Origin of the sequence: Dyella mobilis (assembly GCF_016904945.1) — a bacterium.
GTDB lineage: Bacteria > Pseudomonadota > Gammaproteobacteria > Xanthomonadales > Rhodanobacteraceae > Dyella_B > Dyella_B mobilis.
Genome location: NZ_JADIKF010000039.1, coordinates 314,601 through 326,955, shown reverse-complemented (window position 1 = coordinate 326,955; position 12,355 = coordinate 314,601). Strand labels below are relative to the sequence as shown.

The window sequence follows — 12,355 nt, the reverse complement described above, 5'->3', positions numbered from 1 at the left end:
TAATCCAACCTACGAAAGCAAGAAAGGCGGCCATGGGCCGCCTTTTTCTTTAGCTCTTGCGATGATTACGTTTCACCGCTGCCGCCGCTTCCCCAAGCAGGGAAAGCTGCAAGTTTTCCAACCCCGGCGGCAGATCGCGCTCCAGCTTCTCGATCTCTTCGCGGAACGCATGCACGTCTTCGAATTTGCGATACACGGATGCGAAACGCACGTACGCCACCTGGTCGAGTTTCTTCAGTTCACGCATCACCAGTTCGCCGACTTGACGCGACGGCACTTCCCGCTCGCCACTCCTGCGCAGATCGTCGATCACCGCACGAACTGCCGCATCCACCGCGTGACTGGCCACCGGGCGCTTCTGCAACGCCCGTTCGAAACTGACCCGCAGCTTGCGTTCGTCGAACGTCTCGCGTCGCTCGCCACTCTTCACGATCGCCGGCAATTTCAGCTCAGCCGTTTCGAACGTATTGAAGCGCTCACCGCACTCAGGGCACTCGCGACGACGGCGCACCGTGGCTCCGTCGTCGGCAAGGCGCGAATCAATCACGCGGGTGTCTTCGTGCTGGCAGAAAGGACAATGCATCAGTTCGGGGGAACGCGCCTTTGCAGATTAACCGTAGACGGGGAATTTCTTGCACTGGGCGGATACTTTCTCGCGCACGGCTTTAATCACGCTTTCATCAGCCGGCGCATCGAGCACGTCGCAGATCCAGTGGGTCAGCTCGACCACATCCGCTTCCTTGTAACCGCGGGTGGTGACGGCCGGGGTGCCTACGCGCAGGCCCGAGGTGACGAAGGGCGAGCGTGGATCGTTCGGCACGGCATTCTTGTTGACAGTGATATGCGCCTTGCCGAGCGCCGCTTCCGCATCCTTGCCGGTGACTTCGCGACCGATCAGGTCGACCAGCATCAGGTGGTTTTCGGTGCCGCCGGAGACGACCTTGTAGCCGCGCTCGATCAGCGTCTTCGCCATCGCCTTGGCGTTCTTCACCACCTGCGCTTGATATTCCTTGAAGGACGGTTCCAGCGCTTCCTTGAAGGCGACCGCCTTGGCGGCGATCACGTGCATCAGCGGACCGCCCTGGATGCCGGGGAACACGATCGACTGCAGCTTCTTCTCCAGCTCTTCGCTGGCGCCCTTGGCGATCACGAAACCGCCGCGCGGGCCGCGCAGGGTCTTGTGCGTGGTGGAGGTCACCACGTGCGCGTGCGGCAGCGGGCTCGGGTACACACCTGCGGCGATCAAGCCGGCCACGTGCGCCATGTCGACGAACAGATACGCGCCGACCTTGTCGGCGATGGCGCGGAAACGTGCCCAGTCCATCACCTGCGAGTAGGCGCTGAAGCCGGCCACGATCGTCTTCGGCTTGTGCTCTACCGCCAGGCGCTCGACTTCGTCGTAATCGACCAGGCCCTGCTCGTTCACGCCGTACTGCACCGCGTTCATCAGCTTGCCGGAGATGTTGACCTTGGCGCCGTGGGTCAGATGGCCGCCATGCGCCAGGCTCATGCCGAGGATGGTGTCACCCGGATTGAGCAGGGCGAAGTACACCGCCTGGTTGGCTTGCGAACCGGAATGCGGCTGCACGTTGGCATAGGTGGCGCCGAACAGCTGCTTGAGGCGCTCGATGGCGAGGCGCTCGGCGACGTCCACGTATTCGCAGCCGCCGTAATAGCGCTTGCCCGGGTAACCCTCGGCATATTTATTGGTGAGGACCGACCCCTGGGCTTCCAGTACGCGCGGGCTGGCGTAGTTCTCGGAGGCGATCAGCTCGACGTGGTCTTCCTGACGTCGCGCCTCGTCGGCAATGGCCTTGGCCAGTTCATCGTCATAGCCGGCGATCTTGTCGGTCTTCGGGAACATTCGAGCCTCGTGGGGTGGCAAGCAGGGGTTGAGTCTTGAAAGTGTAACGGCAGGGGGTGTTTGCGGCCACCGAAGGACTTATTCCAAATAGTGCGTACACTGTATCGTACATCGTACACAACATCCGCCAGAGAGGAGTATCCGCATGACATCCGCTCGATCCCGGCAAGCCCGCACGTGGCGCTGGCTTGCCCTGACGCTGTTCCTCGCACCTGCCCTGCTGCTCGCCCAGGCCGTTACCGGCGTCGGGTTCCATGCCATCACCATCGCCGACCCGGTCAACGGCGGCACGATGCCGGGCTATGTGTTCTATCCCTCGGCGAAGGCCAGCGGCGCCACCCAGGTCGGCCCTTACGACGTACATGCCACGCGCGATGCGGCACCACTTCCTGGCGCCAAACCGCTGGTGGTGATTTCGCACGGTCACGGCGGCTCCAACCTCGGCCACAACGACATGGCCACTTATCTGGCCAGCCACGGCTTCGTGGTCGCGACGCTGGAGCATCCCAAGGACAATTTCCACGACACCAGCGGCGCGGCTTATGCGACCGTGCTGGTTGGGCGCCCCATCCAGGTGAAAGCCACCATCAACACCCTGCTCGGCGATCCGCAGTGGAGCAAACTGATCGATGCCAACCGCATCGGCGTTGCCGGGTTTTCCGCGGGTGGCTATACCAGCCTGCTGATCGTCGGCGCGGTGCCGCACTTCGCGCGCTTCGTCGAGTACTGCAATCGCTTTCCCAAGGATCAGGGCACTTGCGGCGACCGCGCAGCTATCGAAGCCGAAGCGCGCAGCCAGGGCATGAACCTGGATCAATGGGTAGCCCACCTCCAGGACAGCCTCAAGCGCTGGGGCGACACCGCCGATCCGCGCGTGAAAGCCGCGTTTGCGATGGCACCGGAAAGCCTGGTCTTCGAAAAGGACGGCATCGAAAAAATCGATCGCCCGGTGTTCCTTTATTACGGCGATGACGACCACGTATTGGTCCCGAAGGAGAACGAGCTGCACATCATCCCGTGGATGAAGACCCTGGCCGGCGCGAAAGTCATACACAACGCGGACCATTGGGTCTTCCTCGACCCGTGCCCGGCAGAACTCAAAAAGGAAAGTCCGACGATTTGCAGCGATCCGCCCGGTGTCGACCGGATCGCTGCGCATCAACAGATCAATGCCGATGCGCTGGCGTTTTTCCGCAAGACACTGAATATTTCTACGCATTGAAGTATTGAACGGGATGTACGGTGCCCAGAGCACTCAGCAACACTGAAACTGAAGCCTTTCGTACCCGTATCTGCGAGGTAGCGGCAAAGTTGTTCGTGGAAGAAGGCCAGGCGGCGATCACCATGCGCCGCCTGGCTGCCGAACTCGGCTGCGGCACGATGACGCCCTACCGCTATTACAGCGGCAGGGACGACATCATCACCGCGATCCGCGCACGCGGCATGCACAGTCTTGCCGAGGCACTGGAAAACGCGTTGGATACGCCCGGCGACGGCCGCGCACGCAGCAGCAACGTGCGCGATGCATACATCGATTTTGCGCGCAGGCACACCGCCACCTATCGGCTGATGTTCGAGTATCCCGAAACCAACCGCGACGATCCGGCCTATCGCAAAGCACGTGAACGCCTGTGGCGCTGGATCGCCGCGGACACGCAAGCAATGATCGACGAAGGCAGCATCGATGCCGAAGCACCCATACTCGGCCACCAGATGTGGGCTGCCTTGCATGGCGCAGTCATGCTGGAAATCGCAGGTTTGCTGCCGGAGCACCTCGATGCCGCCGCGTTGCACTCGCGCACGTTTTCAGCGCTGATGGAATCGGCGCGACCCAAGCACGACCCATCCACCTGAGGGCGTGCTCTGCGCTTGCATGCCGCCCGTTATTCAGCGGGATAGCACGCCAGCGCCGGCGACACCGGCGTCACCTGGATGACGCCTCGGCCATCAAGCACTGCATGCACTTCATATTCGACGACACTGGGGTCCGCACGCAGCTCGGCCAGTTGCCCGGCGGACGCTGTTTTTTCCTGGGCTGCGTAAGCCGCACTGCAGTCGGGCGCCGCCTGGGACAATCCGGTGGCCTGCCTGATCTCGCTCCAGCACGTTTGCGCGTTCGAGCGCATCGAGCAAGGAGCCAGATAAACGCGCCGGTAATCCAGCTCAAGCGGATTTTCATACCACGGCCGCTGTGACAACGGCTGCGGCGGCCGCATGGTCTTGACCGAATGCATGTCCACGGCCGTGTCAGCGAACAGCTTTTCGCCCTCCGGATTGAACACCGCGAATGGCGTACCGCCATTCGCGCCATCGGCTCCGGCGAAGAACACATACTCCGCACGCACGCCGCGGAAATAGCCGCTCCAATCGCCAATCACCTTCTCGTCCCTGGCATTCTCACGGCGACAGGCGGGCGGCTTCTTTCCGTTCTCCACAAACAATATGGAAAGCTGCTCCGCACCCACTTCCCCCATATCCACCTGCTTGACCATCAGGTGCGGGTAATAGAAACACGACAGTGCGGGCTTGGTCTGCGGATTGAGTGGATCAGCCGGAAGCGGCTGGTGCTGCTCGCTCAGCGGCGGGTCGAACAACTGCACTTTGTCAGCGGCATGCGCCATGCCGACTGTCACCAAGAGCATCATGCCGATCAGAAATCTCGTCCCCTGCATCGCTCCGCATCCCCTGCCGATGATTGCCGCTTCCCGCCAGAACGGCCGGCCACCGCACTCACCATGACATAGCTGATGATCATCAGCAAAAACCACGCACCCAGTTTCGACAGCGGCACCACGGTCCATCCATGGCGCTGTGCCGGGTAGCGCCAGGCGGCGGTAAAGGTACCGATGTTCTCGGCCAACCAGATAAATGTTGCCACCAACCCAAAACCGAGCAGCAGCGGCATGCGCCGGTGCACCTGGCGGATGCGGAAACGGACCCAGGTGCGTCCGAACAACAGGGCCACCGCGGCAAACAGCAGCCAGCGGATATCCGGCAGGAAATGATGAGTGAAGAAATTCACGTAGATCGCCACCGCCAGCCAGATCGTGGCAGCCAGCGGCGGATGATGGGTAAAGCGGAAATCGAACAGCCGCCACGCCCTCGCGATATAGCTGCCGATCGACCCATACATGAAGCCGGTAAACAGCGGCACGCCACCAATGTGCAACAGCGAGGGCCCTGGGTAGATCCACGAGCCCATCGCTGTCTTGAACACTTCCATCGCCGTACCGACCGCGTGGAACAGCAGGATCACTTTCGCTTCTTCCAGCGTTTCCAGGCGCGTGGCGAGCAGCACGCACTGAATCGCCAACGCGGCCAGGGTCAGGAAGTCGTAGCGCGCCAGTCCCGCGCCAGCTGGATAGAACGCCCAGGTCAGGCCCAGTAACAGCACCATGCAGCCGCCAAACAGGCAGGCCGAGGCCTGCTTGGCGCCGAAACAGACGAACTCGTGCGCTGCCACCGCAAGACGGCCACGCGAACCGGCCCATACGCCGACGCGCTCATCCAGCCGCCGGACGGCGTCAGGCAAGGCAAGCAGATGGTTACGCTCCATCGTCCGGCTTCCAGATGTGTACCGTCGGGAGCCTGGCAGCCTGCTGTGACCCACTCATCGCAAAAAGTGGCGAACAGATGGCGATCGGCTTGCAACGGCGCGGTTTACCGCCAGCGGAGGCCTGTCATCGGGTTTGGCCGGTTAGCCGCTATAATCCGGGGTTTGATACCCACGCCCCGCGCGTAGCCCATCCCACCGGGCCAGCCACGCGCACTCCCACGGAGCCAGCATGCAATACATCTACACCATGAACGGGGTCAGCAAGATCGTTCCCCCGAAGCGCCAGATCATCAAGGACATCTCGCTGAGCTTCTTCCCCGGCGCCAAGATCGGCCTGCTGGGCTTGAACGGCGCCGGCAAGTCGACCGTGCTGCGCATCATGGCCGGCGTGGATACCGATTTCCAGGGCGAAGCCCGTCCGCAGCCGGGCATAAAGGTCGGCTACCTGGCGCAGGAACCGCAGCTCGATCCGGAAAAGACCGTGCGCGAATCGGTCGAGGAAGGCGTCTCGGTGATTCTGGACGCGCAAAAGCGTCTCGATGAGGTGTACGCCGCCTATGCCGAGGAAGGCGCCGACTTCGACAAGCTCGCCAAGGAACAGCAGGAGCTGGAAAACATCCTCGCCGCCAACGACGCCCACGCACTGGAGCGCCAACTGGAAGTGGCCGCCGACGCGCTGCGCCTGCCGCCGTGGGATGCCAAGATCGGGCCGCTGTCCGGTGGCGAAAAGCGCCGCGTCGCACTGTGCCGCCTGCTGCTGTCCAAGCCGGACATGCTGCTGCTGGACGAACCCACCAACCACTTGGACGCCGAGTCGGTGGACTGGCTGGAGCAATTCCTGCAGAACTACCCCGGCACCGTGGTGGCCGTCACCCATGATCGCTACTTCCTCGACAACGCCGCCGAGTGGATTCTGGAACTTGACCGCGGCCGCGGCATTCCGTGGAAGGGTAACTACACCGAGTGGCTGGAGCAGAAGGACGCGCGCCTGAAGCAGGAAGCCAATCAGGAAAAGTCGCGCCAGAAGGCGATCGAAAAGGAACTGGAGTGGGTGCGCTCCGCCGCCAAGGGCCGTCAGTCCAAGGGCAAGGCGCGCTTGAACCGCTTCGAGGAACTCAACTCGGTCGAATACCAGCACCGCAACGAAACCAATGAAATCTTCATTCCGCCGGGCGAGCGCCTGGGTCAGGAAGTGATCGAGTTCAAGGGTGTCAGCAAGTCCTTCGGCGATCGCCTGCTGATCGACGACCTGTCGTTCAAGGTGCCGCCGGGCGCCATCGTCGGCGTGATCGGCCCGAACGGTGCCGGTAAGTCCACGCTGATGAAGCTGATCATGGGCAAAGAGCAGCCTGATTCCGGCGAAGTGAAACTCGGCCACACCGTGAAGCTGGCCTATGTGGACCAGTCGCGCGGCATGCTGGATGACAAGCACAACGTATGGCAGGAAGTGTCCGGCGGCTTGGACATCCTCACCATCGGCAACTTCGAAATCCAGTCGCGCGCCTACATCGGCCGCTTCAACTTCAAGGGCACCGACCAGCAGAAGATCGTTGGCAACCTGTCCGGCGGTGAACGCGGCCGCCTGCACCTGGCCAAGACCCTGCTGCAGGGTGGCAACGTGCTGATGCTCGACGAACCGTCGAACGACCTGGACGTGGAAACCCTGCGTGCACTGGAAGACGCGCTGCTGGAATTCCCGGGCTGCGCGATGGTGATCTCGCATGACCGCTGGTTCCTCGACCGCATTGCCACGCACATCCTGGCGTTCGAAGGCGACTCGCACGTCGAGTTCTTCCCCGGCAACTACAACGAGTACGAGGCGGACAAGAAGCGCCGCCTGGGCGATGAAGCTGCCAAGCCGCATCGCGTGAAGTACAAGAAGCTGGCTTAAGCACGGCTTTTTTCGTTGGCCTCCTCTCCCTTCCGGGGAGAGGAGCAGGAGATACCCATGCATTTCATGCAAGCACTTCAACGCGCGTGGACCGGCAACAACTCGCTGGTCTGCGTAGGTCTCGACCCGGAACCCGCGAAATTTCCCGCGCACCTGCAAGGCCGTCCCGATGCGGTCTTCGAATTTTGCAGTGCCATCATCGACGCTACCGCCGACCTGGCCTGCAGCTTCAAGCCTCAGATCGCGCACTTTGCCGCCTTGCGTGCCGAGGACGCGCTGGAACGCCTGATCGCCCACATCCATGCCAGGCACCCTGGCATTCCGGTGATCCTGGACGCCAAGCGTGGCGACATCGGCAGCACCGCGCAACACTACGTGACCGAAGCTTTCGAGCGCTATGGCGCGGATGCCGTAACGCTCAACCCCTACCTCGGCCGCGACTCCGTGCAGCCGTTCCTCGACCGCGCCGACAAAGGCGTGATCCTGCTCTGCCACACCTCCAACCCCGGCGCCGCCGACCTGCAAGACCTGGATGTCGGCGGCAAGCCGCTCTACCAGCACGTCGCGCAGATCATCGCCCGCGACTGGAACACGCACGGCAATTGCGCGCTGGTCACCGGCGCAACCTGGCCCGAGCAGCTTGCCGAAGTGCGCACGCTGGTCGGCGAGGTGCCCTTGCTGGTGCCCGGCATCGGCGCGCAGGGCGGCGACGTGGAAGCCGTGGTCCGCCATGGACGTACAGCGACGGGAACCGGTTTGATGATCAGCTCCTCGCGCGCCATCCTCTATGCGGGCAAGGGCGAGGATTTTGCCCAGGCCGCACGCCAGGCGGCGCAGGAACTGCGCGACAGCATCAACCGCTATCGCTCCTGATTCGCCAGCGCCTGTCCGGCACAAAGCCGTCCACGGGCCCTCCCAGGTCCCACCGCACTATGTCAGTATCCCGCGAGGGTGACCGGCGCCGCGCCGGCTGGCAACCATACGAAGGATACGTATGCCGATAGTGAACGGTGGGATGCATCACGCACCTGCAAAAGACCGCGGACTCCTGCGCTGGGCAGCGTTTGCGCTGCTTGGTGCGATCGCATTCCTCAGTGCGTCGCATCGCACGTGGGCGGCAAGTCCGGATCCGAGCCTGGTGGCAAAAATCAATGCGGCGACGTTCGAGGTGGTGATACCCAGAGCAACCGACGACCCGCTTTCCTACGAGAAGCCGCTGCCGCTGGATTTGCTGCCTTACCAGGAGCGTACCGACAAGTATTTTTCCGTCGGCACGGCATTCGCACTGGGCAACAACCGCTACATCACTGCCGGTCACGTGCTGATGGTCGCCGTCGGCGACCTGACCGGACCGCCGGCGCTGCGCGACGCCAGCGGACACGTCTACGCCATCGACAAGATCGAGAAGTTCTCGCTGCAGCAGGACTTCGTGATGTTCTCGCTGAAAAACCCGCCGTCGGGCAACACGCTGGACGTCAACACCAAGCCCGACTTGAACAGCGTGGTCTACGCCGTGGGCAATGCGCTCGGCACCGGCGTGGTCATTCGCGACGGCCTCTACACCTCCGATACTCCAGAGGAAGAAAACGGCCGTTGGAAGTGGATGCGCTTTTCCGCCGCCGCCTCGCCTGGCAACAGCGGCGGACCGTTGCTGGACCAGGACGGCAAAGTGATCGGCGTGGTGCTGATGAAGTCGGCCAACGAGAATCTCAACTACGCATTGCCGATCGGCGAAGTGCTGAATGCCCCGGACAATCGGGCCATGATAGACAAGCAAATGTCCTATCAGCTGGACGTACTCGACGACGACCAGAACGGCCATTTCAAGGCGCAATTTGCTTTACCGGCGAGCTATGCCGACTTCAGCGCCACGTACCTGAAACTGCAAAACGATTTCAACGAACAGCAATTGAAAGCCCTGCTGCAACAGCACGGCGGCGAGCTTTTTCCGCGGGGGGCGGGCTCCAACCGCATTCTGCACGACGCACCGCAGCTGAGCTTTTTCCCGACCCTGATCGTGCACGACCGCAGCGGCCAGTGGGAATATGCCGGGCGCGAACTCCACCGCGTGCCGCTCAGCGGCAACGGCTACGTAGCCAGCGGTTACGTCGGCCACAATTTCCTGATGCATCTGCGCCGGCCCGACGATGTCAAAGCCGGCGCGTTCTACCACGATCCCAAGCTGATGATGGACCTGGTACTGAAGACCGGATACTGGTACCGCCAGGTCGGTCCTGAGAAGATCAAGATCACGTCGATGGGCAAGCCGGCGACCGAGTCCGACTATGTGGATGCCTGGCAACGGCATTGGAAAATACTCACGTGGGACGAGCCGCACATCAACGCCGTCGTCGTCCTGTTCGCCCTGCCGGTACCTGACGGTTACGCGCTCATGATGCGCATCAACCCGGCGATGGCGACACACGACAGCCTGATCGACATGAAAGCGCTCACCGATTTCTTCAACGTCGACTACGACGGAACACTGGCGCAGTGGAAGGAATTTCTCGATGACAGCTCGTTGCTGCCGCAGATGATGAAAGACACGCACCTGGATGCCGATTACGGCAAGCACGTGGGCTTTGACTCCGACAGCGTCGCCTTCAGTTATCCGTCGAGCTTGCAAACCGTGGCACCCGGCAACGTGATGGCGGTGGGTTTCGGTTACTTCGGCGCTGGAAACAAGTTCACGATGCAGGCCAACTACATCCAGATCCGCTTGAACGAGACGGATCCGGATCGCATAAGCATTCGGCGGCACGTCGCCCCCTCGCTCGACCTGGACGACAACTTCAAGGAAGCCTGGGGCAAGCTGCTGCACAAGCAACATCCCTATGACGGCATTGCCTACAGCGACGGCGACGAAATGGATATCGCCACGGTCATCGATGCCGGGACCGGCGGCGCGCCGGCTGAGCTCTATACGGCTTTCTACGCCACGCAGGGCACCCACAAGCCCGAAGAGATGAAGGCCAAGCTCGACCTGCTGACAAAGCAGTTCAAGATCAAATCCCCATGATCCGCCACGCTTCCTTTTCCCGTCGCGGGGAAAGGAAGCGCTTCACCGCCCGGGCAACCATTCAAGCCAGGTTTGTCCGGCCGCTATACCGCCGGTTCACCCGTTCGGCGGATCCTCATGATGAAGCGGCGATAATCCCGGCTCCTCCTGCGCAAGCCTGAACCGTCACGCGGGCAATCACCGCTGACATAATGCCCCATCGACTTCAGAAGGATGAGCACGTGAGCCTGTGGTTCCTTATTTTCCTGAGCGTGCTGCAAGGTGTGACGGAATTGTTTCCGGTAAGCAGCCTTGGGCACACCTTGCTGGTTCCGGCCCTGTTCGGCATGCACATCGACAAGCATGCGCCGCAGCTGATCCCCTTTCTGGTCGCGCTGCACCTGGGTACGGCATTTGCCCTACTGGGGTATTTCCGACATCGATGGATCGCCATGATCCGCGGCTTTTTTTCATCGCTGGGTGGCCGCCGCAATGACGACGGCCATCTGGTGTGGGCGCTGATCATCGGCACGATTCCGGCCGGCCTGGTCGGCCTGCTGCTGGAAAAGAAACTGGAACTGGTGTTCAAGGATCTGCGCATCGTCGCCGCGGCGCTGATCGCCAACGGACTGCTGCTTTGGTTCGGCGATCGCCTGGAACGTTCGCGCACACACAAGCCGCCGGAGAAGCTCAGCTTCCGCCAGGCGTTCCTGGTCGGGCTGGCGCAGATCGGCGCGCTGATTCCCGGCTTTTCGCGCAGCGGCCTGACCATGATCGCCGGTTCGGCCACCGGCCTGGACAAGGAAAAAGCCGCGGAGTTTTCCTTCCTGCTCGGCACACCGATCATCCTGGCGGCCGGACTGCTGGAAATCCCTAAGCTGTTCAAGGCGCCTGGGCAATTGGCCGATGCCGCGCTCGGTGGCGTGCTTACTGCCATCGCCGCGTGGCTCAGCCTGCGCTTCTTGATGCGCTATTTCGAAGGACGCGGCCGCCTCGCTTCATTCGGCACCTATTGCATCATCGCCGGCGCGGTATTTCTGGGCTGGTTCCTGCTGCATCCGCAGCCTGCCTGAGGCCGGGCCAAGGGCGCGGCGTCACCCGAGCGATTCCGCTGCGAGGCGCGCCGCCACGAAGTCGATAAAGGCGCGTGTGCGCGCAGGCAGCTGTTTGCTGGGCGGCCACACGATGTGCACCGGAAGCACCGGCAACTGCCAGTCGTCGAGCACGGTCTCAAGCCGCCCCAACTCGATCAAACTGCGCACCTGCCACAACGCGCTCGTCGCGATACCGAGACCCGCCACAGCGGCCGCGTTGCAAGCAGCCGCGTTATCGGTACTAAACGCCCCCCGCACTTCTACGGCTTGAAGTCGGGCGCCACGCTGGTATTCCCAACGCTGGGCAGCGTGGGTGGCTTGGCGAACGATGCAAGCATGCTTGCGTAGATCGGCGGGCTGCCCAGGTCGACCATGCTTGGCGAAATAGCCCGGCGCACCCACCGTTACTTGCTTCAATACTCCGAGCTGGCGGGCATGCAGCCGGCTGTCCGGCAGATCGCCGATCCGCACGACGGCGTCCAGCTTTTCCCGTTGCAGGTCGGCGTGCCGATCGGCTACGACCAGTTCCACCGCCACATCCGGGTAGCGCTCCATGAATGCGGCGATCACCGGTACCAGATGCGGCGCGCTGAACAGGGTGGAGCCGCCGATGCGTAGCAGGCCATCGATCCGGCCGCCGTGACTGGCCAGTTCCGAGCGCGCCAGGTCGATATCCGCCAAGGCGGTCCTGATCCTGGCGTGGAAGGCTAATCCGCCCTCGGTGGGTTGCGCACGGCGCGTCGTTCGGCGAATCAGCTCTACGCCCAATTCACTTTCCAACGCCCCCAGCGCACGGCTGACGGCTTGCAGTGATTTATGCAGATGGCGTGCAGCGGCACTGAGATTGCCCTGCTCCACGACGGCGATGAAAACGCGGTAATCGTCCAGGCTGGCCACGGGGCAATTCTCTCGAATTCAGGGATAATCATTTCAATCTACGGACTATTCTCCC

11 protein-coding genes are annotated in these 12,355 nt (G+C 62.3%); 6 read left to right on the top strand and 5 right to left on the bottom strand.

Translation table 11 applies throughout. The features are described from left to right. Positions 1-49 precede the first annotated feature (49 nt). A complete protein-coding gene (gene nrdR / locus ISS99_RS12305; RefSeq protein ID WP_204631912.1) occupies positions 50-583 on the bottom strand; it encodes a transcriptional regulator NrdR in 534 nt (177 codons plus the stop codon). 27 nt (positions 584-610) lie between these two features. Beyond that, positions 611-1,864 carry a serine hydroxymethyltransferase gene (gene glyA, locus ISS99_RS12300; RefSeq protein WP_204631911.1) on the bottom strand — a complete coding sequence of 418 codons (1,254 nt, stop codon included), beginning with the start codon at positions 1,862-1,864 and terminating at the stop codon, positions 611-613. Between the two features lie 145 nt (positions 1,865-2,009). Here glyA and ISS99_RS12295 point away from each other — a divergent pair, with 145 nt between their 5' ends. Both ISS99_RS12295 and ISS99_RS12290 read left to right on the top strand, forming a co-directional pair. Then, positions 2,010-3,086, top strand: coding sequence for an alpha/beta hydrolase family protein (locus tag ISS99_RS12295; RefSeq protein WP_204631910.1), 1,077 nt, complete (start codon positions 2,010-2,012; stop codon positions 3,084-3,086). Positions 3,087-3,106: 20 nt separating this feature from the next. Then, positions 3,107-3,718: a TetR/AcrR family transcriptional regulator gene (locus tag ISS99_RS12290; protein WP_204631909.1), complete on the top strand. Its 612-nt coding sequence runs from the start codon at positions 3,107-3,109 to the stop codon at positions 3,716-3,718. A gap of 29 nt (positions 3,719-3,747) precedes the next feature. On the opposite strand, the gene ISS99_RS12285 is transcribed toward ISS99_RS12290, so the two are convergent. Together ISS99_RS12285 and ISS99_RS12280 are read right to left on the bottom strand one after the other, a co-directional pair. Next, positions 3,748-4,485: a hypothetical protein gene (locus ISS99_RS12285; protein WP_204631908.1), complete on the bottom strand. Its 738-nt coding sequence runs from the start codon at positions 4,483-4,485 to the stop codon at positions 3,748-3,750. A gap of 29 nt (positions 4,486-4,514) precedes the next feature. Beyond that, entirely contained in the window at positions 4,515-5,420 is a 906-nt protein-coding gene (locus ISS99_RS12280; protein WP_204631907.1) for a DUF817 domain-containing protein, read from the bottom strand. A gap of 229 nt (positions 5,421-5,649) precedes the next feature. On the opposite strand from ISS99_RS12280, the gene ettA reads away from it, so the two are divergent. The 4 genes from ettA to ISS99_RS12260 all read left to right on the top strand — a co-directional run bounded on the left by ettA (position 5,650) and on the right by ISS99_RS12260 (position 11,382). Beyond that, positions 5,650-7,311, top strand: a complete 1,662-nt coding sequence (ettA, locus tag ISS99_RS12275) for an energy-dependent translational throttle protein EttA (protein ID WP_204631906.1) — start codon at positions 5,650-5,652, stop codon at positions 7,309-7,311. Between the two features lie 57 nt (positions 7,312-7,368). Next, on the top strand, positions 7,369-8,184 hold the full coding sequence (pyrF, locus tag ISS99_RS12270) for an orotidine-5'-phosphate decarboxylase (protein WP_204631905.1): 816 nt from the start codon (positions 7,369-7,371) through the stop codon (positions 8,182-8,184). 142 nt (positions 8,185-8,326) lie between these two features. Further along, the gene (locus ISS99_RS12265) at positions 8,327-10,330 is read left to right on the top strand and encodes a S1 family peptidase (protein WP_204631904.1); all 2,004 of its coding nucleotides are present in this window, start codon (positions 8,327-8,329) and stop codon (positions 10,328-10,330) included. Between the two features lie 221 nt (positions 10,331-10,551). Then, positions 10,552-11,382 (top strand): undecaprenyl-diphosphate phosphatase, encoded by an 831-nt coding sequence (locus ISS99_RS12260; RefSeq protein ID WP_204631903.1) that lies wholly within the window; start codon positions 10,552-10,554, stop codon positions 11,380-11,382. A 21-nt stretch (positions 11,383-11,403) separates the two neighbouring features. Here the strand turns inward: ISS99_RS12260 and ISS99_RS12255 are convergent, their stop codons facing one another. Next, on the bottom strand, positions 11,404-12,300 hold the full coding sequence (locus ISS99_RS12255) for a LysR family transcriptional regulator (protein WP_204631902.1): 897 nt from the start codon (positions 12,298-12,300) through the stop codon (positions 11,404-11,406). Positions 12,301-12,355: the final 55 nt, after the last annotated feature.